Annotated in this window: 22 protein-coding genes; 12 read left to right on the top strand and 10 right to left on the bottom strand. The window is 71.3% G+C overall.

Annotation, left to right across the window (positions count from 1 at the left end):
• Positions 1-12 precede the first annotated feature (12 nt).
• The 8 genes from AMYNI_RS0104060 (at position 13) to AMYNI_RS0104025 (ending at position 9,707) form a co-directional block, all read left to right on the top strand.
• On the top strand, positions 13-567 hold the full coding sequence (locus AMYNI_RS0104060) for a (2Fe-2S)-binding protein (protein WP_020666697.1): 555 nt from the start codon (positions 13-15) through the stop codon (positions 565-567).
• On the top strand, positions 567-3,005 hold the full coding sequence (locus tag AMYNI_RS0104055; protein ID WP_020666696.1) for a xanthine dehydrogenase family protein molybdopterin-binding subunit: 2,439 nt from the start codon (positions 567-569) through the stop codon (positions 3,003-3,005). The genes AMYNI_RS0104060 and AMYNI_RS0104055 overlap by 1 nt, the downstream gene beginning before the upstream one ends.
• Entirely contained in the window at positions 3,002-3,856 is an 855-nt protein-coding gene (locus AMYNI_RS0104050) for an FAD binding domain-containing protein (RefSeq protein WP_020666695.1), read from the top strand. Before AMYNI_RS0104055 ends, AMYNI_RS0104050 begins: the two co-directional genes overlap by 4 nt.
• 92 nt (positions 3,857-3,948) lie before the next feature.
• Positions 3,949-4,605 (top strand): SRPBCC family protein, encoded by a 657-nt coding sequence (locus tag AMYNI_RS0104045; protein ID WP_020666694.1) that lies wholly within the window; start codon positions 3,949-3,951, stop codon positions 4,603-4,605.
• 70 nt (positions 4,606-4,675) lie between these two features.
• Positions 4,676-5,737 carry an NAD(P)-binding domain-containing protein gene (locus AMYNI_RS0104040; protein WP_020666693.1) on the top strand — a complete coding sequence of 354 codons (1,062 nt, stop codon included), beginning with the start codon at positions 4,676-4,678 and terminating at the stop codon, positions 5,735-5,737.
• A 180-nt stretch (positions 5,738-5,917) separates the two neighbouring features.
• Positions 5,918-7,444, top strand: a complete 1,527-nt coding sequence (locus tag AMYNI_RS0104035; RefSeq protein WP_020666692.1) for a discoidin domain-containing protein — start codon at positions 5,918-5,920, stop codon at positions 7,442-7,444.
• A gap of 14 nt (positions 7,445-7,458) precedes the next feature.
• Positions 7,459-8,700: an MFS transporter gene (locus AMYNI_RS0104030; RefSeq protein WP_020666691.1), complete on the top strand. Its 1,242-nt coding sequence runs from the start codon at positions 7,459-7,461 to the stop codon at positions 8,698-8,700.
• The gene (locus tag AMYNI_RS0104025; protein ID WP_020666690.1) at positions 8,697-9,707 is read left to right on the top strand and encodes a TolB-like translocation protein; all 1,011 of its coding nucleotides are present in this window, start codon (positions 8,697-8,699) and stop codon (positions 9,705-9,707) included. Before AMYNI_RS0104030 ends, AMYNI_RS0104025 begins: the two co-directional genes overlap by 4 nt.
• A gap of 54 nt (positions 9,708-9,761) precedes the next feature.
• Here AMYNI_RS0104025 and iolD read toward each other — a convergent pair whose 3' ends face one another.
• The 6 genes from iolD to AMYNI_RS0103995 are packed head-to-tail and all read right to left on the bottom strand — an operon-like array spanning position 9,762 to position 16,297.
• On the bottom strand, positions 9,762-11,600 hold the full coding sequence (iolD, locus tag AMYNI_RS0104020) for a 3D-(3,5/4)-trihydroxycyclohexane-1,2-dione acylhydrolase (decyclizing) (protein WP_020666689.1): 1,839 nt from the start codon (positions 11,598-11,600) through the stop codon (positions 9,762-9,764).
• Complete coding sequence (gene iolC, locus AMYNI_RS0104015) at positions 11,597-12,535, bottom strand: 5-dehydro-2-deoxygluconokinase (protein ID WP_020666688.1); 939 nt, start codon at positions 12,533-12,535, stop codon at positions 11,597-11,599. Before iolC ends, iolD begins: the two co-directional genes overlap by 4 nt.
• Positions 12,535-13,329: an ATP-binding cassette domain-containing protein gene (locus AMYNI_RS0104010; protein ID WP_020666687.1), complete on the bottom strand. Its 795-nt coding sequence runs from the start codon at positions 13,327-13,329 to the stop codon at positions 12,535-12,537. Before AMYNI_RS0104010 ends, iolC begins: the two co-directional genes overlap by 1 nt.
• Positions 13,326-14,357 carry an ABC transporter permease gene (locus AMYNI_RS0104005; RefSeq protein ID WP_020666686.1) on the bottom strand — a complete coding sequence of 344 codons (1,032 nt, stop codon included), beginning with the start codon at positions 14,355-14,357 and terminating at the stop codon, positions 13,326-13,328. Before AMYNI_RS0104005 ends, AMYNI_RS0104010 begins: the two co-directional genes overlap by 4 nt.
• A complete protein-coding gene (locus AMYNI_RS0104000; RefSeq protein ID WP_020666685.1) occupies positions 14,354-15,343 on the bottom strand; it encodes a sugar ABC transporter substrate-binding protein in 990 nt (329 codons plus the stop codon). Before AMYNI_RS0104000 ends, AMYNI_RS0104005 begins: the two co-directional genes overlap by 4 nt.
• Positions 15,344-15,391: 48 nt before the next feature.
• A complete protein-coding gene (locus tag AMYNI_RS0103995; protein WP_020666684.1) occupies positions 15,392-16,297 on the bottom strand; it encodes a sugar phosphate isomerase/epimerase family protein in 906 nt (301 codons plus the stop codon).
• A gap of 100 nt (positions 16,298-16,397) precedes the next feature.
• Between AMYNI_RS0103995 and AMYNI_RS0103990 the strand changes: the two genes are divergently transcribed.
• Both AMYNI_RS0103990 and AMYNI_RS0103985 read left to right on the top strand, forming a co-directional pair.
• Positions 16,398-17,411, top strand: a complete 1,014-nt coding sequence (locus AMYNI_RS0103990; protein ID WP_020666683.1) for a LacI family DNA-binding transcriptional regulator — start codon at positions 16,398-16,400, stop codon at positions 17,409-17,411.
• A 13-nt stretch (positions 17,412-17,424) separates the two neighbouring features.
• Positions 17,425-18,465 carry a Gfo/Idh/MocA family protein gene (locus AMYNI_RS0103985; protein ID WP_020666682.1) on the top strand — a complete coding sequence of 347 codons (1,041 nt, stop codon included), beginning with the start codon at positions 17,425-17,427 and terminating at the stop codon, positions 18,463-18,465.
• Here the strand turns inward: AMYNI_RS0103985 and AMYNI_RS0103980 are convergent.
• The 4 genes from AMYNI_RS0103980 to eat form a co-directional block, all read right to left on the bottom strand.
• Positions 18,440-19,027, bottom strand: a complete 588-nt coding sequence (locus tag AMYNI_RS0103980) for a TetR/AcrR family transcriptional regulator (protein WP_020666681.1) — start codon at positions 19,025-19,027, stop codon at positions 18,440-18,442. The two genes, AMYNI_RS0103985 and AMYNI_RS0103980, sit on opposite strands and share 26 nt — an antisense overlap.
• 90 nt (positions 19,028-19,117) lie before the next feature.
• The gene (locus AMYNI_RS0103975; protein ID WP_020666680.1) at positions 19,118-19,954 is read right to left on the bottom strand and encodes an amidohydrolase family protein; all 837 of its coding nucleotides are present in this window, start codon (positions 19,952-19,954) and stop codon (positions 19,118-19,120) included.
• A 1-nt stretch (position 19,955) separates the two neighbouring features.
• Positions 19,956-20,519, bottom strand: coding sequence for an Lrp/AsnC family transcriptional regulator (locus AMYNI_RS43560; protein ID WP_020666679.1), 564 nt, complete (start codon positions 20,517-20,519; stop codon positions 19,956-19,958).
• 37 nt (positions 20,520-20,556) lie between these two features.
• Positions 20,557-21,984, bottom strand: a complete 1,428-nt coding sequence (gene eat / locus AMYNI_RS0103965; RefSeq protein ID WP_020666678.1) for an ethanolamine permease — start codon at positions 21,982-21,984, stop codon at positions 20,557-20,559.
• 186 nt (positions 21,985-22,170) lie between these two features.
• Between eat and AMYNI_RS0103960 the strand changes: the two genes are divergently transcribed.
• Together AMYNI_RS0103960 and AMYNI_RS0103955 are read left to right on the top strand one after the other, a co-directional pair.
• Positions 22,171-23,517 carry a glutamine synthetase family protein gene (locus AMYNI_RS0103960; protein WP_020666677.1) on the top strand — a complete coding sequence of 449 codons (1,347 nt, stop codon included), beginning with the start codon at positions 22,171-22,173 and terminating at the stop codon, positions 23,515-23,517.
• Positions 23,498-24,208 (top strand): gamma-glutamyl-gamma-aminobutyrate hydrolase family protein, encoded by a 711-nt coding sequence (locus AMYNI_RS0103955; RefSeq protein ID WP_020666676.1) that lies wholly within the window; start codon positions 23,498-23,500, stop codon positions 24,206-24,208. The genes AMYNI_RS0103960 and AMYNI_RS0103955 overlap by 20 nt, the downstream gene beginning before the upstream one ends.
• The last annotated feature ends 4 nt before the right edge of the window (positions 24,209-24,212 follow it).

Genomic DNA, 24,212 nt, shown 5'->3' with positions numbered 1-24,212 from the left:
ACTGGAGGCCCGATGCGCATCACCGTCAACGTGGATGGAACCAGCTACACCGACGATGTCGAGCCCCGCACCTTGCTCGTGCACCATCTGCGTGAACGTCTGGGCAAGGTCGGCACCGTGGTCGGCTGCGACACCAGCAACTGCGGCGCCTGCACCGTCCATCTCGACGGGCACAGCGTGAAGTCCTGTTCGGTGCTCGCGGTCCAGGCCGACGGCCACGAGGTAACCACGGTCGAAGGACTGGCCAGGGACGGCCAGTTGCATCCGGTCCAGCAGGCCTTCCACGACAACCACGCGCTGCAGTGCGGGTTCTGCACGCCCGGCATGATCATGCAGTCGATCGACCTGCTCGCGGAGAATCCCGATCCGGACGAGAAGGCGGTCCGCGAGGGTCTCGAAGGCAACCTGTGCCGGTGCACCGGCTACCAGAACATCGTGCGCGCGGTGCGCGACGCGGCGCACCAGATGCGACCCGGCGCCGGGCCGGACGCGGAGAGAATCACCGAGGACGTGGGGACCGGAACGGCCGCCGACACGGCTTCGCGGGTCGGCGGGGGTGGTGAGTGATGACCTCCACCCTCGAACCCGAGGTAGGCAAGTCCAGGCTCCGCAAGGAGGACGCGCGGCTGATCACCGGCCGCACCCGCTGGACCGACAACCTGACCTTGCCCGGGATGCTGCACCTCGCGGTGCTGCGCAGCCCGATGGCGCACGCCAGGATCAGCTCGATCGACGTCACCGAGGCGAAGCGGGCACCGGGTGTGGTGGCCGTCTACACCGCGACCGACCTGGATCCGGACGGCTCGGTCGCGCTGCCCTGCGCCTGGCCGATCACCCCGGACATGAAGCACCCCCGCCGCCCGATCCTGGCCGCGGACACGGTGAACTTCGCCGGTGAAGGGGTGGCGGTGGTCGCCGCGCGCACCGCGGCCGAGGCGCAGGACGCGCTGGAACTGATCGACGTCGACTACGAAGAGCTGCCGGTGGTGCTGGGCCTGGAGAACGCGCTGGCCGAAGGCGCCCCGCTGGTGCACGAGGAGCTGGGCACCAACCGCAACGCACTGTGGGTCTTCGACTCCGCCGAGGCCGGTTCCGGTGGCAGCGTGGACGAGGCGATCGCGAACGCCGAGGTGACCGTCAAGCGGCGGTTCCGCCAGCAGCGCCTGGTGCCGGCGTTCATGGAGCCGCGGTCCTGCGTGGTGGACCCGACCGCCGCGCAGCTGACCATGTGGTCGGCCACCCAGGTGCCGCACATCCTGAAGACCATGTGCGCGCTCACCCTCGGCATTCCCGAGCACCGGCTGCGCGTGATCGCGCCGGACGTCGGCGGCGGTTTCGGCGGCAAGATCGCGGTGCTGCCCGAGGAGACGATGTCGCTGCTGGTGGCGCAGAAGCTCGGCAAGCCGGTGAAGTGGACCGAGTCGCGCACGGAGACGATGCTCGCCGCGCACCACGGCCGCGACCAGATCCAGGACATCACCATCACCTCGACCAGGGACGGCAAGGTCACCGGGCTGAAGGTGGAGCTGCTCGCCGACATGGGCGCCTACCTCGGCCTGGTCGGCCCAGGGGTGCCGATCCTCGGCGCGTTCATGTTCAACGCGATCTACAAGATCCCGGCGTACCACTTCGCCTGCACCAACGTGTTCACCAACACCACGCTGACCGACGCCTACCGCGGCGCCGGCCGCCCGGAGGCCACCTTCGGCATCGAGCGGATGATGGACGAGCTCGCCGCGGAGCTCGGCATGGAACCGTTGGAGCTGCGGGAGAAGAATTGGATCTCCCACGAGGAGTTCCCGTACACCACCGTTTCCACGCTCACCTACGACTCGGGCAACTACGAGGCGGCCACCGCGAAGGCCAAGGAGCTCTTCGACTACGACGGGCTGCGGCGCGAGCAGAAGGAACGCCGGGAGAGCGGCGACCCGGTCCAGCTCGGGATCGGCATCTCCACCTTCACCGAGATGTGCGGGCTCGCCCCGTCCAGGGTGCTCGGCTCGCTGGACTACGGTGCCGGCGGCTGGGAGCACGGGGCGATCCGGATGCTGCCCAGCGGCAAGGTCGAGGTGATCACCGGCGCCTCGGCGCACGGCCAGGGACATGAGACGGCGTGGAGCCAGATCGTGGCCGACCAGCTCGGCGTGGCCTTCGAGGACGTGGAGGTGCTGCACGGCGACACCCACTCCTCGCACAAGGGGCTGGACACCTACGGCTCGCGTTCGCTGGCCGTCGGCGGTATCGCGCTGGTCAAGGCGGCGGAGAAGGTGATCGCCAAGGCCCGCACCATCGCCGCGCACATGATGGAGTGCGCGGAGGACGACCTGGAGTTCGGCGCCGGCAAGTTCTCCGTGCGGGGCACCGAGTCCGCGACCACGATCCAGGACGTCGCACTGGCCGTGTTCGCCGCGCACGACCTGCCGGACGGGGTGGAGCCCACGCTGGACTCGGAGGCCGTCTACGACCCGGAGAACTTCTCCTTCCCGCACGGCACGCACCTCTGCGCGGCCGAGGTGGACACCGAGACCGGTCGGGTCGCGCTGCGCAAGTACGTCTGCGTCGACGACGTCGGCGCGGTGGTCAACCCGCTGATCGTGGAGGGGCAGGTGCACGGCGGGCTCGCCCAGGGCATCGCGCAGGCCCTGTTCGAGGAGGCGGTGCACGACGAGTCGGGCACCCTGACCACGGGCACCTTCGCCGACTACCTGCTGCCATCGGCGGCGGACCTGCCCTCGTTCGTCACCGACCGCACCGAGACGCCGTCCACGACGAACCCGCTTGGCGTCAAGGGAGTCGGCGAGGCCGGCACGATCGCGGCCACCCCGGCGGTGGTCAACTCGGTGATCGACGCGGTGCGCCATCTCGGGGTGAACGAGATCGAGATGCCGTTGAGCCCGATGCGGGTGTGGTCCGCGATCCATCGCGGCAGCACCGCGGAGGGCGGAGCAGGTACCGAACCCGGTGGCGGGCTCGGTTCGATCGACGCCGCTGGAGGTGCCCGATGATCCCCGCCGCCTTCGACTACACGGCTCCGTCCACAGTGGACGAAGCGGTCCGTGCGCTGGCCGACGCCGGCGAGGACGCCAAGGTGCTGGCCGGCGGGCAGAGCCTGCTGCCGGTGCTGCGGATGCGGCTGGCCGCGCCGACCGTCCTGGTCGACCTCGGCAAGGTGGCCGAGCTGCGCGGTATCCGTGAAGACGGCGACGCGCTGGTGATCGGCTCGATGACCACGCACTACGAGGTGCAGCGGGACGCGCTGGTCGCCGAACACGCCGCGCTGCTGGGCAAGGCGACCGACACGGTGGCCGATCCCCAGGTGCGGCACCGGGGCACCTTCGGCGGTTCGATCGCGCACGCCGACCCGGCGGGTGACCTGCTCGCCCCGGCGCTGGCGCTGGACGCCGAGATGGTGCTGGCCGGTCCTGGCGGCCGTCGCACGGTGGCCGCGGCCGAGTTCTTCCAGGACTTCTTCACCACCTCGCTGGCTGCGGACGAGATACTGGTCGAGGTGCGGGTGCCCAAGCACACCGGCTGGTCGGCGCACTACGAGAAGTTCAACCGGGTCGCACAGGCATGGTCGATGGTGGCGGTCGCGGTGACCGTGCGGGCCGACGGCGGCGCCATCGCCGAAGCCAGGGTCGCGCTGACGAACATGGCCGCGACCCCGGTCCGGGCCACCGCGGTGGAGCAGGCGCTGCTCGGTCAGTCCGCCGGTTCGGACGCCATCCGCGCCGCCGCGGAGCACGCCGCCGAGGGCACCAGCCCGACCGCGGACGGCAACGCGGACACCGAGTACCGGCAGCACCTCGCCCGCGTACTCACCGGCCGCGCCGTCACCGCCGCGCTCAGCGCCTGACACCTGCAGCGAAGGCCACCTTCGCTGCGTTCAACGCAGGCAAGGTGGCCTTCGCTGCGTTTCCGGACAGTGAGAGAAAGGAGTGTGCGCCGGTGAAGCTGGAGCACGAGTTCACCGTCCCGGCGTCCCTGGACGAGGTGTGGCGGGCGGTACTCGACCCCGAGCGGGTGGCACCGTGCATGCCCGGCGCCACCCTGACCGAGGTCGACGGCGACAGTTTCAAGGGCACCGTGAAGGTCAAGCTCGGGCCGATCTCGCTGCTGTACAAGGGATCTGCCGAGTTCGTGACGAAGGACGAGGCGGCACGCAAGGTGGTCGTCAAGGCCGCCGGCAAGGACGCCAGGGGCGCCGGCACGGCGGCCGCCACGGTCACCCTCACGCTGACCGAAGAGGGCGGTTCGACCACGGGCAAGGTGGACACCGACCTGAGCATCACCGGCCGTCCCGCGCAGTTCGGCCGCGGGCTGATCTCCGAGGTGGGCGGCAAGCTCCTCGACTCCTTCGCGGCCTGTCTGTCCGAGAAGCTGGCCGCCCCGGCCGCCGAGGCGCAGGAGGAAATCGAGCCGGAGCCCGTCGCACCGCCGAAACCCAAACTGGAGAGCGTGAAACCGGCGGAGCAGCCGGAGGCCGAGCCGATCGACCTGTTCGACTACGCCGGCGACTCGGTGCTCAAGCGGCTGGCCCCGGTGCTGGCCGTGGCCGCCGCCGTGTTCGCGGTGCTCGCCCTCCGCCGCGCCCGCCGCCGCTGACCCTGGGTGGTGTGACGGGGGTCGTGGGTGCGGAGGGAAGTGCCCGGCGGCGGGGATCGTTGAAGCCGGTGTGGAGACGAAGGCGGATCACGAGACCGACGTGGTGGTGGTAGGCGCCGGGCAGGCGGGGCTGTCGGCCGCCTACTTTCTGCGCCGCGCCGGGCTGCCCGGCGGCTTCGTGTTGCTGGACCACGGCAAGCGGGCCGGCGGTGCCTGGCAGTACCGCTGGCCGTCGCTGGTGCTGGGCAAGGTGCACGGGCTGCACGATCTGCCCGGGATGGCGCTCGGCGAGCCGGATGTGCGCAGGCCGGCGTCCGAGGTGGTCTCCGAGTACTTCGCCGCCTTCGAGCGCGAGTTCGACCTGCCCGTGCGGCGGCCGGTGGACGTGCTCTCGGTCAGCCGCGGTGCAGACGAGCGGCTGCTGGTGGCGAGCGCCGCGGAGACCTGGTCGGCCCGCGCGGTGATCAACGCGACCGGGACCTGGGACCGGCCGTTCTGGCCGCACTACCCCGGTCAGGAGACCTTCACCGGCAGGCAGCTGCACACCGCGGACTACACCGGGGCCGAGGAGTTCCGGGACCTGCGGGTGATCGTGGTCGGCGGCGGGACCTCGGCCGTCCAGCTGCTGCTCGAGATCGCCGCGGTCACCGGGGAGACCACCTGGGTCACCCGCCGTCCGCCGGTGTTCCGCGAGGAGCCGTTCAACGAGGACTGGGGCCGGGAGGCGGTGGCGAAGGTGGATCGCGCGGTGCGCGCCGGCAGGCCACCGGCCAGTGTGGTGAGCGTGACCGATCTGGCGCGCACGCCCGAGGTGGTCCGCGCGCAACGCGACGGCATCCTGGACCGCAGGCCGATGTTCGAGCGGATCACCCCCGACGGTGTGGTCTGGCCCGACGGCAGCACGCAGCGCGCCGACGTGATCCTGTGGGCGACCGGGTTCCGCGCCGCGATCGACCACCTGGCGCCGCTGCGGATCCGCGAGCCGGGCGGCGGCATCAGGATGGACGGCACCAGGGTGGTCGCCGAACCGCGGCTGCACCTGGTCGGCTACGGCCCGTCCGCGAGCACCATCGGCGCCAACCGGGCCGGCCGCGCCGCCGTACGCGAGGTCAGGCGGCTGCTCCAGAACTGAGCACTACGGCATCCGGGCGATGTTCTTGCGCGGAAAACGGCAACTCGTTACAGTTTCTCGTTAATAAAGTTTCTTAACGAACAGCCGCCAGTTCGCCCGGAAGCAGAGGAGCACGCCGTGCAGTCAGCCAGCCTCCGCCGGGTCGCGCCCGCCGTGGCCGCGATACTGGTACTACCTCCGATGATCAGCGCGAGCGCCACCGCCCAGCCGGCCGATGTGCTGCTGTCCAAGGGAAAACCGGTGGCCACCTCCACTGTGGAGGGCAGCGGGTTCGCCGGTGGCCTCGCCGTGGACGGTGATCCCCGCAGCCGGTGGGCCAGTGCGGTCAGCGCCGATCCGCAATGGATCCGGATCGATCTCGGCGGGCCGTCCACCGTGCACCGGGTGAAGCTGAGCTGGGAAGCGGCCTACGCCGCGAAGTACCGGCTGGAGGTCTCCGACGACGGCACCCACTGGTCCACCGCGCGCGAGGTCACCGGGGGCGACGGCGGCACCGACGAACTGACCGGCCTCGGCGCGCACGGCCGTTTCGCGCGGCTCGTCGGCACCGAGCGTGCCACCGAGTACGGCTACTCGCTCTGGGAGGTCGAGGTCTTCGGCACCTCGGACGCCAGCGGTGACACGGTAGCGCCCAGCACGCCGGCCGGGCTGAAGGCCGGCGCGGTGACCGCGACCAGTGCCGCGCTCGGCTGGAGCGCGGCCACCGACAACGTCGGCGTCACCGGTTACGACGTGCTGCGCGACGGTGCGGTGGTGGCCACGGCCGCGTCGACGGCGTTCACCGACAGCGGTCTCTCGCCGGACACGGCCTACCGTTACGCGGTGCGCGCCAGGGACGCCGCCGGGAACGTTTCGGCACCCGGCGACGAAGTGACGCTGAAGACCACGGCCGGCAGTGGCAACGCTTTCGTGGTGGCCGCCGCCGGCGACATCGCCGACCGGTGCCTGGCCTCCAGTTCCAGCTGCGTGCATCCGAAGACCGCGAAACTGGTCGAGGGGATGAACCCGGCCGCCGTGCTGACCATGGGGGACAACCAGTACGACGACGCGCACCTGTCCGACTTCGAGAAGTACTACGACAGCACCTGGGGCCGGTTCAAGGACATCACGCATCCCGTGCCAGGCAACCACGAAACCTACGACGATCCCCCGCTGGGCGGGTACAAGGACTACTTCGGCCCGATCGCCACCCCCGCGGGGAAGACGTACTACAGCTGGGAAAAGGGCAACTGGCACTTCATCGCACTGGACTCCAACGACTTCGCCCCCGGCGCCATGGAGCCGGAGCAGCTCACCTGGCTCAAGGAAGATCTGGCGAAGAACACCAAGGGCTGTGTGGCCGCGTACTACCACCACCCGCGGTACTCCTCCGGTGACCACGGGGACAACCCGACCGTGGACGAGCTGTGGCAGACCTTGGTGGACAACAAGGTCGACCTGGTGCTCAACGGGCACGACCACCACTACGAGCGGTTCCTGCCGCAGAACGCCGAAGGGCAGCCGGATCCCGCCGGCCCGACCCAGATCATCGGCGGCACCGGCGGGATGACGCTGTACGACGTGCACGCCGCGCACCCGGCGACGGCGAAGCTGCTGTCGGAGTTCGGGGTGCTCAAGCTGAACCTCTCCGACACCACCTTCGCCACCCAGTTGCTCGGCCTGGACGGCAAAACCCTCGACAGCAGCCCGACCTACAGCTGCCACTGACGAGGGAGGCGGGCATGTACATCGCGACCAGCCGGGCGCACCAGGCGATCGGGGGCACGGGCAGTACCGGCGGGGCGCGGCGCGCGGTGCCGGCCAACGTGCTGGCGCTGGGCGCGGTCAGCCTGGTCACCGACATCTCGTCGGAGATGGTGACCGCGGTGCTGCCGCTGTACCTGGTGCTCGGGCTGGGGCTGAGCCCGTTGCAGTTCGGGATGCTGGACGGGCTGTACTCCGGGGTGACCGTGCTGGTCCGGGTGGCGGGCGGGCATCTGGCGGACCGGTGGCGGCGGCTGAAGGCGGTGGCCGGCTTCGGGTATGCGCTGTCCGCGGTGAGCAAGCTCGGGCTGCTGGCCGCGGGCGGGTCCAGCGCGGCGATCGGGGCGGTGCTCGCCGTGGACCGCACCGGCAAGGGGCTGCGCACGGCACCACGGGACGCGCTGATCTCGTTGAGCGGCGAACCGGGCGCGCTCGGTCGTTCGTTCGGGGTGCACCGGGCGATGGACACCGTGGGCGCGTTCCTCGGTCCGCTGGTCGCGATGTTCGTGCTGTGGGCCGCGCTGGGCAGCTACGACGCGGTCTTCTTCACCAGCTTCTGCATCGCGTCGCTCGGGGTGCTGCTGCTGGTGCTGCTCGTCCGCGACCGGCGGCCGCCAGTGGACCGCGCCGCGATCTCGGTTCGCGCGGCGGCCGGGCTGCTGCGCGGATCGTCGTTCCGCCGGAGCTGCGGCTGGGCCGCGCTGCTCGGCCTGGTCACCGTCAGCGACTCGTTCCTCTACCTGCTGCTGCAACGGCGCTGGGACCTCGCGGCGGTCTACTTTCCCTTGCTGCCACTGGGAACCGCCGGGGTGTTCCTGGTGCTGGCGGTGCCGGTGGGCAGGCTGGCCGACCGGGTGGGTCGGTGGCGGGTGTTCCTCGGCGGGCACGTCGCGCTGATCCTCGCGCTGCTCGCCGTGCTCGGGCCGGTGGACGGGTTCGCCATGGCCGCGATCGCGTTGGTGCTGCACGGCGTGTTCTACGCGGCCACCGACGGGGTGCTGATGGCGGCGGCGGGCCCGCTGCTGCCGGCGGACCTGCGGGGCAGCGGGCTGGCGCTGCTGCAGACCGGGCAGGCCGGCGCCAGGTTGCTGTCCTCGGTCCTGTTCGGCGCACTGTGGACAGCCTGGGACCTGCGGGTGGCGGTGCTGGTCACGGCGTGCGCCCTCGGCCTGGTGGTGCTGGCCGCCGCGATCCTCCGGCCGCTGCGAGTACCGGCATGAACCACCGGATCAGGTTGCTGGCCGCGCTGTTCGGCACGCTCGTGCTGATCGGCGCGGCGGTGGGCTACACCTTGTACGCCAGGGGACAGGGGAAGGACCAGGCCGGCACGAACGCGGTCCCGGTGCTGCCGGGCCAGCGGGTCACCGTGGAGCCGGGCCGCCTGCTGTTCCGCAACACCGCCGCCGGCCCGGACTTCGGCAGGCTGGCGACCGTCCCGCTCGGACAGCCCGGCGCGGTCCGGCAGACCGCGGACCTGCGCTGCGACCGGTTCGCGGCGTCCGGGGACGGCACCGCGCTCTGCCTGGCCGCCCGGCCCGGCGCGCTGCCGCCGAGCACCGACGTGCTGGTGCTCGACCGCGCGCTCAACGTCCGGCACCGGCTCGAACTGCCCGGCACGCCGAGCCGCGCCAGGCTGTCGCCGGACGGCAGGTTCGCGTTCTGGACGTTGTTCGTCACCGGTGACTCCTACGCCGAGACGGGATTCTCCACGCGCGCGGGCATTCTCGAGGTGAACACCGGGCGGCTGGTCAAGACGATCGAGGAACTTCCCTTGCTGCTGAACGGAAAGCGCTACTTCGCCGCGGACGTCAACTACTGGGGCATCACCTTCGCGGCCGACGGTGACCGGTTCTACGCCACCATGGCCAGCAGGGGCCGCACCCACCTGGTCGAGGCGGGCTACCGCCGGTACGGCGGACGGGTGCTGCGGGAGAACGTGGAATGCCCAGCGCTTTCCCCGGACGGGCAGCGGCTGGCCTTCAAGAAACGCGTTGCCGATGCGGCGGCGCCGTGGCGGCTTTTCGTGCTCGACCTGGCGACGATGGCGGAGACGCCGCTGGCCGAGCAGCGGAGCGTGGACGACCAGGCCCTGTGGCAGGACGACGGCACGCTGCTGTACGCGCTGCCCGGCGCCGGCGGTGGCTCGGACGTCTGGTCCGTGCCGGCGGACGGCTCGGGCACCCCGAGACTGCTGGTGCCCAGCGCCGCCTCACCCGCCATCACCTGACCGAGCGATTCGCCGGTCGTGAGTGAAAAGTGTTGCTGGAACAACACTTTTCACTCACGAGCGGGAGTAGCGCAGCTGGGTGGGTTTTACCTGCTCGTACTCGGCCCGGCCGGAGACGTGCTCGGGTACGCCGACCTCCCACCAGGCACCGGCCTCGGTCCAGGAGCGCGGGTCGGTGCGGATGGTCACCACGGCCGGACGGCGCTGCGCCACCGCGGCCTCCCGGGCCCGGCGGTAGGCCGAGCGGAGTCCGTCGAGGCCCTCGGCCGGGAAGACCGCGCAGCCGAGCGCCGCCGCGTGCGCGGCGAAGTCGACCCGCGGCGGGGTCTCGTGCTCGCTCCGGCAGTCCGGGTACAGGTTGTTGAACGCCTTGCCGCCCTGGCCCTCCTGCAGGCGTGCGATCACCGCGTAGCCGTCGTTGTCGCAGACCACCGCCACGAACGGATGGCCGGCGAAGGCGGCGGAGAACAGCTCGGAGTTCAGCATCAGGTACGAGCCGTCGCCGAGCAGCGTGGTGACGATCCCGCCGGTGCGCGCCATCGCCGCACCCCAGGCGCCGGCCAGCTCGTAGCCCATGCAGGAGAACCCGTACTCTACGTCCATAGTGGACAGTCCGGCGGCGCGCCAGCCGCCGACCAGCTCGCCGGGCATGCCGCCGGACGCGGTCAGCACGTAGTCCTCCGAGGTCGACAGCTCGTTCACCGCGCCGACCACCTGCGCGTAGGTGGGCAGCCCTTCGCCCGGTGCGCGCAGCGAGTCGATGTGCGCGTCCCACCGGCCGCGCTCGGCCGCCGCCCGGCCCGACCAGTCCTCGCCGGCCCGCCAGCCGGTCAGCAGCCCGGAAAGCTCGGCCAGCCCGCTGTCCGCGTCGCCCACCACGGCCAGCGCGCCGTGCTTCACCGCGTCGAACCGGGCGGTGTTCAGGGTGACCAGCCGGACGTCGGGGGAGAAGACCGTCCAGGACGCGGTGGTGAAGTCCTGCAGCCGGGTGCCCACGGCCAGCACCACGTCGGCCGCCGCGGCCAGTGCGTTCGCCGACGCCGAACCGGTGATGCCCAGCGGCCCGGCGTGCAGCGGATGCTCGTGCGGCAGCAGGGTGCGGCCCGCGGTCGTCTCGGTCACCGGGACGCCGTGCTCCTCGGCGAACCGCAGGGCGCGGCCGGCCGCGCCGGAGTAGCGGGCGCCGCCGCCGAGCACCAGCAGCGGCCTGGCCGCGGACCGCAGCACCTCGGCGGCCCCGGCCAGCTCGCGCGGGTCGGCCCGCGGGCGCGGCACCCGGTGCGGCATCGGCTCGAACAGCGCGTCCGGGAAGTCGAACGTCTCCACCTGCACGTCCTGCGGCAGCGCGAGGGTCACCGGGCCGGTGCCCGCCGGGTCGGTGAGCACCCTTGCCACCTGCGGGAGGGTGGCGATCAGCTGCTCCGGCCTGGTGATCCGGTCGAAGTACCGGCTGACCGCGCGGAACGCGTCGTTCACCGTGGCACCGGGATCGCCGAAGTGCTCGACCTGCTGGAGCACCGGGTCCGGCGCGCGGCTGGTGAAGGTGTCACCGGGCAGCAACAGCAGCGGCAGCCGGTTCGCGTGCGCCACCCCGGCCGCGGTGACCATGTTCAGCGCGCCCGGCCCGATCGAGGACGTGACCACGCCGACCTGGCGCCGCTGCGCGGCCTTCGCGTAGCCGACCGCGGCCAGCGCCATGCCCTGCTCGGTCTGGCCGCGCCACACCGGCAGCAGCTCGCGGTACTCCTCGAGCGCGCTGCCGAGGCCGAGCACGTTGCCGTGCCCGAAGATCGCGAACACCCCGGGGAACAGCGGGACCTCTTGCCCGGCAAGGGTTTCCGAGCGCTGCGCGAGCAGCCAGCGGACCAGCGCCTGCGCGGTGGTGAGTTTCACAGCAGCTCCTCGATCTCTTCGGCGGTCGGCATCGCGTCCGCGCAGGCCAGCCTGGACGCGACCAGCGCGCCGGCCGCGTTGGCGTGGCGGGCGATCCGGACCGGGTCCCAGCCCGACAGCAGCCCGTGGATCAGCGCGCCGCCGAAACCGTCCCCGGCACCGAGCCCGCAGACCACCTCCACCGGCCGCGGGGGCACGGTCCACGAGCCCTCGGGCGTCGCCACCAGCACCCCGTCCGCGCCCTTCTTGATCACCGCCAGCGAGACGCCCCTGGCCAGCATCCGGCGCGCGGCCTCGTCCGGGTCCGCGGTGCCCACCGCCACCTCCACCTCGGCCCGGTTGCCGACCGCGACCGTGACGTGGTCGAGCATCCAGCCGATCTCCGCGCGGGCGGTCGCCTTGTCCGGCCAGAACATCGGCCGGTAGTCCAGGTCCAGCACGGTGTGCGCGCGCCGCGAGCGGTGCGCCAGCATCCGGCGCTGGGTGCCGCGCGCGGGTTCGGTGCAGACCCCGGTGCCGGTGACCCAGAGCAGCGGCACCGCGGCCACCACGTCCCACGGCACGTCCGCGTCGGTGAGGGTGAGGTCCGGCGCGATGGGGGAGCGGTAGAACAGCAGCGGCGGGTCGGCCGGCGGGTCGAGCGCGCAGAACACCACCGGCGTCTGCAGGTCCGCGGCGGTCGAGACGTGCGCGGGGGAGACCCCGAAGCCGGCCAGCGCCTGCCGGACGTAGTCGCCGAAACCGTCCGGGCCGACCTTCGTCAGCACCGCCGAGCGGCGGCCGAGCCGCGCGGCGGCGACCGCGACGTTGGTCGCGGTGCCGCCGAGCGACTTGGCGAAGCTGCGCACCTCGGCCAGCGGCACCCCGCTCTGCTCCGGGTAGAGGTCGACCCCGACCCTGCCGACGGTGAGCGCTTCGAGTGCCTCCCCTGCCATCAGGAATCCGCCGCCGTGTTCAGCTCGTGCTCCAGCGCCTCGAGTTCGGCGCCGCCGGCCATCTGCCGGGTCAGCTCGCCGATGTCGATCTCGGACTTCTCGTAGGCCCCCAGCGGCGCGCCCCGCTTGAGCAGCAGGAACCGGTCGGCCACCGGGAAGGCGTGGTGCGGGTTGTGCGTGATCAGCACGACGCCGAGCCCGCGGTCCCGCGCCTGTGCCACGTACCTGAGCACCACCCCGGCCTGTTTGACGCCGAGTGCGGCGGTCGGCTCGTCCAGGATCAGCACCTTGGCGCCGAAGTGCACCGCCCTGGCGATCGCCACGCATTGCCGCTCACCACCGGAGAGCGTGCCCACCGGCTGCTCGACGTCCCGCAGGTCGATGCCCATCTCGGCGAGCGCCCGCTTGGTGGTCTCCCTGCCCCTGCGCCGGTCCAGCATCCGGAACGGGCCGAAGCCGACGGTGGGTTCCGAGCCGAGGAAGAAGTTGCGCCAAACGCTCATCAGCGGCACCACCGCGAGATCCTGGTACACCGTGGCGATCCCGCGGTCCAGCGCATCCCGGGGCGAGGCGAACCGGACCGGCTCGCCCTCCACCTCGAACTCGCCGGCGTCGTGCTGGTGCACCCCGGCCAGTATCTTGATCAGGGTCGACTTGCCGGCCCCGTTGTCGCCGAGCACGCAGGTGACCTCGCCCGCGTTGACCACCGCGGACACATCGCGCAGCGCGAGCACGCTGCCGTAGGTCTTGCCGACCCCGCGCACTTCGAGCAGCGTTTTCTTGGAATCACTCACCGCCGGACCCTTTCCGCTCGCCGCCGGAAGGCGTTGTTCACCAGTACCGCGGCCAGCAGCATGATGCCGAGGAACAACATGAACCAGTCGTTGTCCCAGCGGGCGAACACGATGCCCTGGCGGGCCATGCCGAAGATCAGCGCGCCGATCGCTGCGCCGACCGCGGAGCCGAAACCGCCGGTGAGCAGGCAGCCGCCGATCACCGCCGCGATGATGTACTGGAACTCCAGCCCGATGCCCTGGTTCGCCTGCACGCTGGCGAACCGCAGGATGTTGATCGAGCCGACCAGCCAGCCGGCCAGCGCGGTGGTCATGAACAGCAGGATCTTGGTGCGCACCACCGGCACGCCGACCGCGCGCGAGCTGAGCTTGCTGCCGCCAACGGCGAAGATCCAGTTGCCGAACCTGGTGCGCACCAGCAACCAGGCCGCCACCGCGGCGAACCCGATCCACCACAGGATGGAGATCTGGAACGGGGTGCCGCCGATGTCCACAGTGGACGCGAACACGAAGCCGGCGGAGGCGTAGCCGTCGGTGCCGCGCATCCCGGACACCTGCACGGTGCCGGTGACCAGCTTGGTCACGCCCAGGTTCAGGCCCTGCAGGGCGAGGAAGGTGCCGAGGGTGACGATGAAGCTGGGCAGCCCGGTGCGCATGACCAGCCAGCCGTTGAACGCGCCGACGGCCAGTGCGAAGACCAGCGACGCGAGCAGGGCCAGCCAGACGTTCCAGCCGGCCTGGGTGGCCAGCACCGCGGTGACCAGCGCGGTGGACGCGGTCATCACTCCGGCGGAGAGGTCGAACTCGCCGCCGACCATGAGCAGCGCGACCGCCACCGCCATGATGCCAAGGGTGGACGCGTCGTCCAGCCAGGTGGCCACCCCGCTCGAGCTGAGGAACTGCTCGGTGGCCACCGAGAAGAAGGCGAACACCACCAGCGCGCCGAGCAGTGCGCCGATCTCCGGGCGCACCACCAGCCGGTCGGTCAGTTTCGGGCTGCCGAGTCGTTCGTCGAGTGTCGCCGTCATCGGGTACCCCGCTCCACATAGCCGCCGATCTTGTCCACATTGGACTTCTCAACCAGGTCGGGGCCGGTCAGCACCGGGCGCCCGCCGCCAACCACGTTCGCGTTGTCGCGGTGCAGCTTGAGGAACAGCACCGGCAGGTAGCCCTGTTCGTACTGCTGCTGGTCCACCGCGAAGAGCACGTCACCGGTCTTGATCGCGGACACCACGTCGGAGTTCAGGTCGAAGGTGGCGACCTGCGCGCCCGAGTTCGCCTGCTTGATCGCGTTCACCGAGTTGGCCGCGACCTGCGAGGACAGCGTGAGCACCGCGTCGATGGCCGGGTCGGTCTGCACCGCGCCCCTGATCCTGGACTGCGCGTCGGTGGGGTTGCTGATGTCCACCTGCAGGGTCTGCACGTCGCCGCCGAACCCGCGTTTCGCGCCGTCGCAGCGCTGGGTCTGGCCGACGTTGCCGGCCTCGTGGATCACGCAGAGCAGCTTGGCCTTGCCCAGCTCGCGGAACCGGCGCCCGGCCCGTTCCCCGGCGATGCCCTCGCTCTGCCCGACATGGGTGAGCGCGCCGTACGCGGCGCTCTGCTCCTCGCCGGAGTTGATGGTGATCACCGGGATGCCCGCGCGCACCGCGGCTTCGATGGACGGCTTGAGCGCCTCGGGGTTGGCCATGGACACCACCAGCCCGCCGGCCCGCTGCGCGACCGCGTTGTCGATCAGCTTGGCCTGGTTGCCGGGATCGCCGTCGGCGTTGTACTCCACCTGCACGCCGAGTTGGCGGCCCGCCTCCTCGGCGCCGTTCTTCACCACGTTCCAGAACGCGTCACCGGCCGTGCCGTGCGCGATGACCGCCACCCGCAGCGGCCCGTCTTCGGGCGGTGGCGCACCGGAGCTGTTCCCGGTGCCCGCCTTCGGCTCGGCCGCCGGCCCGGTGCAGGCCGAGAGCAGCAGCAGCCCGGCCAGCGCCGCGGCGGCCTTGAAGCGATGGGACCTCATTGTCTCTCCTCGCTGTCTTCGACATCTGGACCGCGGTGAAGGCCCGCCTCACCGCGTTGGCTGGAGGCGGGTGAAGATAGCCGAAAGGCACGCCAGGCTGCGTGCGGTGTCGGCGGTCGGCGGTTCGGCGGAATCCCGCTCACCGAGGGCGGTGTCCTGCTCCAGGACGTACCAGCCGCGGTAGCCGGCCTGGTGCACGAGCCGGACCAGCGCTTCGATGTCCACGTCACCGTCGCCGAGCGGGGTGTAGAGGCCCTTGCCGACCGCTTCGGTGTAGGCCAGCCTGCCCGCGCGGACGTCCTCGGCGAGCCCGGCGCGGACGTCCTTGAGGTGCAGGTGCCCGATCCGGTCCGGGTGCCGCCCTGCCAGCCCGACCGGGTCGGTGCCGCCGATCAGCAGGTGCCCGGTGTCCAGGCAGAGCGCCACCGCGGAGTCGGCGAGGAAACGCTCGACCTCGGCCTCGGTCTCCACGTGCGTGCCGACGTGCGGGTGCAGTACCGCGCGCAGGCCGTGCCGCGCGGCGATGCCGTCGATCCGGTGCACGGTGGCGACCAGCGTCTCCCACTGCGGCCCGGTCAGCGCGGGGCGTTCGTCGTAGCCGTCCAGGCCGGTGGCCGCAGCGAGCACCAGCACCTCGGCCCCGCAGGCGGCGAACAGGGCGGCGGACTCCTCCGCGGCGGCCACCGCGGCTTCCGGGTTCTCGTGCAGCGCGACCGCCAGGAAACCGCCGACCAGGCCCAGTCCGTACCGGTCGAGCAGCGCGCGCAGCTCGGCCGGCTCGCGCGGCAGGTAACCGGGCGGGCCAAGCTCGGTCGCGGTCAATCCCAGCTCGGCCATCGCGCCGAGCACGGTGGGCGCGTCCAGAACCCGGCCCCAGCCGGGCACTTCGCAGACACCCCAGGAGATGGGGGCCGCGGCGACACGGATCTCGGGCAGCCCGAGCGGCAAGGTCATGACGTCTCCCGTGGCGTTGGAGCGCTCTATTGATTAGAGCGCTCTAATCTTGTAACGTCCGTCACGGTAGTGTCAAGGGGCCGGAGCGGGGTGGTGGGAGATGGTGCGCCCGACCATGGAGGACGTGGCCGCGCGGGCCGGTGTCTCGCGCGCGCTGGTGTCGCTGGTCATGCGCGGTTCGCCCAAGGTCAGCGAGCATCGGCGGGCCGCGGTGCGCCGGGCCGCCGAGGAGCTGGGCTACTCGCCGCACGTGATGGCGCGTTCGCTGGCCAGCCGCACGTCCACGGTGCTCGGCGTGATGGTTTCGGACCTGCGCAACGCCTTCTTCGCGGACGTGGTCGAGGGGCTCGACGCCGCTGCGCAGGCGGCCGGGTTCAACCTGATCCTGAACTCCGGCGGCCGCAGTCCGAGCCGGGAGCGCACCGCGCTGAGCAGCCTGCTCTCCTTCCGGCCGGCCGGGATCGTGCTGCTCTCCCCGGTGCTGCCCGCCGCGGCCATCGAGGAAGCGGCCGCGCAGTGCCCGGTGGTGCTGGTCTCCAGAACCTCCCGAGCGTCCACTGTGGACACCGTGAACGACGACGGCGAGGCCGGTGCCGCACTGGCGGTGGACCACCTGGTCGGCCTCGGGCACCGGCGGATCGCGCATCTGGACGGCGGTGGCGCGGCCACCGCGGCGGCCCGCCGCAAGGGATACCGGAGTGCCATGCGGCGGCACGGCCTCCAGCCGCTGGTGGTGGCCAGCGAGCACACCGACACGGCGGGGGAGAAGGCCGTGCACGAACTGCTGGGCTCGGTGACGGTCGAGTCCCGGCCGACCGCGCTGCTGGCCGGTAACGACTTCAACGCGGTCGGCGCGATCTCCGCGCTGGAGGAGGCCGGGCTCCGGGTACCCGAGGACGTCTCGGTGGTCGGCTACGACAACACCTCGCTGGCCGCGCTGCGCCACCTCTCCCTGACCACGGTCGACCAGCCGCGCACCGAGATGGGCCGGCTGGCGATCGACGCGCTGCTGGAACGGGTGCGCGGAGCCCGCACCGAGCCGGTGCGCCGCCTGCTGCATCCCTCGCTGGTGGTCCGCTCGACCACCAGTTCGCCGGACGAGGAACGATCGTGAAAGGAGCAGGCAGATGAGGCTGGGACTCGCCGGTACGGGCCGGATCGGCAGCACGCACGCGGAGATCCTGCGCGACCTCGACGAGGTCGGGTCGCTGGTGCTGGCGGACGCGGACTCCGCGCGGGCCGAGCGGGTGGCGGCGAAGCTGGGCGTGGAGCACGCCCCGGACATCGACGCGCTGTTCGGCGCCGGGCTGGACGGGCTGGTGGTGGCCGCCGCCACGGACGCGCATCCGGAGCTGATCATCAGGGCGGTGGACGCCGGTCTCCCGGTGTTCTGCGAAAAGCCCGTCGCGGCGGACATTCCGGGCACGCTGGCGGTACTGGACCGGATCCGTAAGTCCACTGTGTCCGCTGTGTCCACTGGGTCCACTGGGTCCGATACGGTGCCGGTGCAGATCGGTTTCCAGCGCCGGTTCGACCCCGGCTACGCCTTCGCCCGCGACGCGGTCCGGTCCGGGGACCTCGGCTGGCTGCACACCCTGCGGGCCACCACGCTCGACCCGGCACCGCCGCCGGCCGAGTACATCCCGCATTCGGGCGGGCTGTTCCGCGACTGCGGCGTGCACGACTTCGACATCATCCGCTGGGTGACCGGCCGCGAGGTCACCGAGGTCTACGCGGTGGGCACCAACCGCGGCGCGGAGTTCTTCGCCGAAGCGGGTGACGTGGCCACTGCGGCCGCGGTGCTCACCCTGGACGACGACACCATCGCGCTGGTTTCCGCGGCCAGGTACAACGCGGCCGGCTACGACGTCCGGCTCGAGGTGCACGGTTCGCTGAACAGCATCGCGGTGGGGCTGGACGAGCGGATGCCGCTGACTTCGGCGGAACCGGGGGTGCGGCCGTCCGCGAGCGCCGCCTATCCGGGTTTCCTGGAGCGCTTCCATCCGGCCTACGTGCGTGAACTGCGCGCCTTCACCGAAGTGGTGGCCGGTGCGGCGGAAAGCCCGTGCGGTGCGGCGGACGCGCTGGAGGCGTTCTACATCGCCGAGGCGTGCGAGACCTCGCGGCGGGAACGGCGGCCGGTCAGGCTGGCCGAGATCCGCCGGTGAGCAGCTTCCGCGCGGTGCGCTCCACCAGGTCCAGCGAGCTCTTCGGCGGGATGCGGCCGACTGTGAGGTAGCGCCGGACCACCGCGTACGGCAGGTCGATCAGGGCGAGCAGCACGTCTTCCCTGGCCAGCGGGCGCAACCTGGCCAGCAGACCGTTGATGACCGCTTCCAGCGCGTCGTCGAGTTTCGCGCATTCCTTGACGGCGGGCCCGGACCATTCCTCCGGGCTGAAGGCGCGTTTCCCGGCGTAGAGGACGTGCCCTTCCTGAGGGTGCTCGCGGCACCAGGCGACCGCGTGGGTGGCCGCGGCGATGGCGGCTTCGGTGGCTGGTTCGGTTTCCAGCGTCACGAAGAAACCCTGGTGGAACCGGCTGACCGTGCGCACCCAGAGCGAGGAGAGCAGGGCGGGGCGGTCCGGGAAGCGGTGGTAGACCGAACCGCTGGGGGCGCCGGAATGGCGCGCGACGGCGGACATCGTGACCGCGCGGGCGCCCTGCTCGGCGAAGAGGGCGGCCGCGGAGTCCAGGAAGGTGTCCGCGGTGTGCGTCGGTGGCCGGCCCATGACCCAAGGGTAGACGAGTGATCATGGAACCCGACCGGTCTCGTGCGTGGGATCATGTCCCAGAAGTACGGGCGGCGAAACATCTTTCACTCAGGAGGTGGGCAGGGCGAATAATTTGCGGGCATTGCCGCCGAGGAACAACTCCCTGGCTTCGTCGTCGAGGCCGAGCTCGTCCAGCCGGCGCAGCGCCTTGGACGCGGTGATCATCGGGTAGTTGGTGCCGAACAGCACCCGCCCGCGCCCGCGGCCGCGGAGGAACTCGACGAGCTCGGCCGGCAACCGGTGCAGTGCGTAGGCCGAGGTGTCCACGTAGAAGTTCGGGTACTTGGTGGCCAGCGAAAGCACCTCGGCCATCCACGGGTAGCCGACATGGCCGCCGAGCACGACCAGGTCCGGGAAGTCCAGCAGCACCTCGTCCAGGTACGGGATCGGCCGTCCCGGCTCCGAAGGGCAGAGCGGGCCGGTGTGCCCGATCTGGGTGCAGAACGGCACATCTTCTTCGACGCAGGCCACATACACCGGGTAGTAGCGGCGGTCGTTCGGCGGCAGGTTCCACACCCAGGGCACCACGCGCACCCCGACGAAACCGAGGTCCCGCACGCAGCGGCGGATCTCGCGCACGGCGCCGACCGGATCGTTCAGGTCCACCGCAGCCACCCCGGCGAACCGGTCCGGGTGCTGCCGCACCACCTCGGCCACTTCGTCGTTGGAGATCAGCACCCCGCCAGGGGCGTGCCAGGCGGAGAGCAGCCCCACGCCAACCCCGGCCTTGTCCATCTCGTGCACCGTGCTGCCCAACGGCGGCACCGCGGACGGTTCGCCGGACCAGCGCCGCAGCGACTCCCACCACGGGGCGTCGAGGAAGCGCTGGTTCGGTTGCTGCATCCACACGTCGACGATCTCGTCGCCCGGCAGACCGATCGTCATCTCAGGCCCCCGTTCGCGCCCCGGACGGTTCGGCCGGCACCGGGATCGAAGGCGCTTGAGACACGGCGGGTGCGGTGGGCACCGAAGGCGCTGAAGGCGCTGAAGGCGCTGAAGGCGCTGAAGAGGTCGCGGGTGCGGGGCGTTCGAAGAAGGTCTCCAGTGACAGGATGGCTTCGGTCCCGGTGACACCGTCGACCTCGAACAGCCGCTTGAGCACCGCCTGCAGGTCTTCCATGCTGGCCGCGCGCACCTTGACCAGCACCGAGGCCGACCCGGCGACGATATGCGCCTCGCAGATCTCCGGAATCGCCGCCAGCGCCGAGGAAGTGCGCTGCTCGCCCATCCACGCGTCGGCGTCGATCAGCACGAACGCGAGCACGCCGAGGCCGAGCGCGGCCGGGTCCACGTCCACCGTGGTCTTCCTGATCACCCCGCGCTCGCGGAGTTTGCGCACCCGCTCGTGCACCGCGCCGGCGGAAAGCCCGACCGCGCCACCGAGTACCGCGTAGGCCTGGGTCGCATCCTGTTGCAGCAGCGCCAGCAGCCGCCGGTCGATGTCGTCCACGCCCCGACCATAACCGCGCGGGACGCCTAGTGCCGCGTCAGCCGTCGGACAGTTCGGACTCCGCGCGTTCGATCGCGGCGAACTCCTCCTCCGGCGCCGAGGCGACCAGCCGGTGCCTGCTGTAGAACCAGAAGTAGGCCAGCGCGGCGACGAAGATCCCGGCCATGATCGCCGCGGCCACGATGTCCACCAGGAAGGTGGCGACCACCGCGGCCACCGCGAGCACCAGCGCGACGCCCGTGGTGAACACGCCACCCGGGGTGCGGTACGGCCGTTCCAGCTCCGGCTCGCGGACGCGCAGCACGATGTGCGAAAGGTTCAGCAGCACATAGGACACGGTCGCGCCGAACACCGCGATGTTGATCAGCAGCGCGCCGTCCTTGGTGAAGGTGGCGAGCAGGAAGCCGACCGTGCCGGGCACGATCAGCGCCAGGTACGGGGTCTTGCGCCGGCCGGTCCTGGACATCCACTTCGGCAGATAACCGGCCCTGGACAACGCGAACAGCTGCCGCGAGTACGCGTAGATGATCGAGAAGAAGCTGGCCACCAGCCCGGCCAGGCCCACGTAGTTCACGATCTGGGCGAGCAGGTTGTCCCCGCCGTAAGCGGCGCGGACCGCGGCCGGCAGCGGGTTGTCCGAGGTGGCGATCGACTTCGACCCGGCGCCGCCCGGTGCCAGCACCAGGATCAGCGCGGCGAACACGACCAGCACGCCGATCGCGGCGATGATGCCGCGCGGCATGTCCCGGCGCGGGTCGCGGGCCTCTTCGGCCGCCAGCGGTACCCCTTCCACGGCCAGGAAGAACCAGATCCCGTATACCAGCGCGGCCAGCACCCCGGCGATGCCGTAGGGCAGGAAGGTGCTCGCGCCGAACGCTCCGGTCGGCTCGATGTCGAACAGCTTGGCGGCGGAGAACTTCGGCACCATGCCCGCCACGAACGCGATCAGCGCGAGCACGGCGACCGCGGTGATCACGAACATCACGCGCAGCGCCTCGCCGACCCCGCGCAGGTGGATGCCGATGAAGATCAGGTAGCAGCCGAGGTAGACCGGCCAGCTGTTGGTCAGCCCGAACAGCCCGAGCGTTTCCACGTAGGCGCCGATGAACACCGAGATGGCGGCGGGCGCGATCGAGTACTCGATCAGGATCGCCACCCCGGTGGCGAAGCCGCCCAGCGGCCCGAGCGCGCGCCGGGCGAAGCCGTACCCGGCGCCGGCGACCGGCAGCGCGGAGGACATCTCGGCCAGGCCGAACACCATGCAGGCGTACATCACCGCCATCAGCACGGTCGCGATCAGCAGGCCGCCCCAGCCGCCCTTGTCCAGGCCGAAGTTCCAGCCGGCGAAGTCGCCGGAGATGACGTAGGAGACGCCGAGCCCGGCCAGCAGCAGCCAGCCGGCGGCGCCTCGGCGGAGCTGCCGCCGCTCCAGATAGTTATCGTCGACCTTGCTGTACTCGACCATTCGGACTCCTAGTACACCGGCTAAACCCAATGGATGTGAGGCCAGTCCTTTAAGGTTGTCCGAGGGTCGGGCAGGTTCCGCAGTTTGTCAAGGGTTGACCCGTGCTCAATGGGTCTGATTTAGTCCTTTGAACGTGGCCTAGGTGAAAGGTTGTGCATGGTGGGAAGCACCGGAGGCAGGAGCGGCATGCTCAGCCTGGACCAGCTGCGCGAGCTGGTGGCGGCGGGCACGGTGGACACCGTGCTGGTGGCCATCACGGACATGCAGGGCAGGCTGCAGGGCAAGCGATGCGACGCGGAGTACTTCCTGAACGAGGTCGTGCCGCACGCCACCGAAGCCTGCAACTACCTGCTCGCGGTCGACGTGGACATGAACACCGTGGACGGCTACGAGCTCTCCTCGTGGGAGCGCGGGTACGGCGATTTCGTGCTGCGGCCCGACTTCGCCACGCTGCGCCGGGTGCCGTGGCAGGAGGGCACCGCGCTGGTGATCGCCGACGTCGAGTGGATCTCCGGCGGCGCCGTGCCGGTTTCGCCGCGGCAGGTGCTGCGCCGTCAGCTGGACCGGCTCGCCGAACGCGGCCTGGCCGCCTTCGTCGGCACCGAGCTGGAGTTCATCGTCTTCGAAGACACCTACGAGCAGGCGTGGAATCGCGGCTACGCGGGACTGACCCCGGCGAACCAGTACAACGTGGACTACTCGATGCTCGGCACCGGCCGGATCGAGCCGCTGCTGCGCCGCATCCGCCGGGAGATGACCGGCGCCGGGATGTACGTGGAGTCGGCCAAGGGCGAGTGCAACCCCGGCCAGCAGGAGATCGCGTTCCGCTACACCGACGCGCTGGCCACCTGCGACAACCACAGCATCTACAAGACCGGGGCCAAGGAGATCGCCGCGCAGGAGGGCAAGAGCCTCACCTTCATGGCCAAGTACAACGAGCGCGAGGGCAACTCCTGCCACATCCACGTCAGCCTGCGCTCGGCCGAGGGGGAGGCGGTGCTCGCCGGTGACCGGCCGGGCGGGTTCTCGAAGCTGATGGAGCACTTCATCGCCGGCCAGCTCGCCTGCCTGCGCGAGTTCACCTACTTCCTGGCGCCGAACATCAACTCCTACAAGCGGTTCGTGCCGGGCAGCTTCGCGCCGACCGCGGTCGCCTGGGGCACCGACAACCGGACCTGTGCGCTGCGCGTGGTCGGGCACGGCGGGTCGCTGCGGGTGGAGAACCGGGTGCCCGGCGGGGACGTCAACCCCTATCTCGCGGTCGCCGCGCTGATCGCGGCCGGGCTGCACGGGATCGAGCACGAGCTGCCGCTGGAACCCGAGCTCTCCGGCAACGCCTACACCTCGGACAAGCCGACCGTGCCGGCCACCCTGCGCGAGGCGGCCGGGCTGCTCGCCGGCAGCGAACGGGCCATGGCCGCGTTCGGCGAAGACGTGGTGGCGCACTATCTGAACGCGGCGAACGTGGAGCTCACCGCGTACGACGCGGCGGTGACCGACTGGGAGCGGGTTCGTGGTTTCGAACGGCTCTGACCGGCGGCCCAGGATCGGGCTCACCACCTACGTCGAAAGCACCCGCTTCGGGGTGTGGGAGACCGACGCGGCGGTACTGCACCGGCCGTATGTGGACTGCGTGGTGCGAGCCGGCGGGGTGCCGCTGCTGCTGCCGCCGGTCGGCGACGGCCACGCCGAGCTGCTGTCCGCTGTGGACGGTCTGGTGCTGGTCGGCGGCGCGGACATCGACCCGGCCCGGTACGGGCGGGAGCCGCATCCGAAGACGGTCACCAGGCCGGACCGGGACGCCTTCGAGTTCGCGCTGCTGCACGCGGCGCTGGCCGATGGCAAGCCGGTGCTGGGCGTCTGCCGGGGGATGGAGGTGCTGAACGTGGCGCTCGGCGGCACGCTGACCCAGCACCTGCCCGAGGTCACCGGCACCGTGGAGCACCAGCCCGCTCCTGCCACCTTCGGCACCAGCCGGATCAGCCTGGCCGATGGCAGCTTGGCCGCGCGCATCCTCGGCGGGCGGACCGACTGCCGGTGCTACCACCACCAGGCGGTGGAGCGGCTCGGCGAGGGGCTGCGGGCGGTCGGCTGGGCGCAGGACGGCACCGTCGAAGCGATCGAACTGCCGGGCGCGGACTTCGTGCTCGGCGTGCAATGGCATCCCGAACAGCAGGCCGACGACGTGCGGCTGTTCGCGGCGCTGGTAGAGGCGAGCAGGTAGGACT

It is taken from the genome of Amycolatopsis nigrescens CSC17Ta-90 (assembly GCF_000384315.1).
Classification (GTDB): Bacteria; Actinomycetota; Actinomycetes; order Mycobacteriales; family Pseudonocardiaceae; genus Amycolatopsis; species Amycolatopsis nigrescens.
The sequence above is the reverse complement of the archived record's forward strand: the minus strand, read 5'-3'. Positions and strand labels throughout refer to the sequence as shown.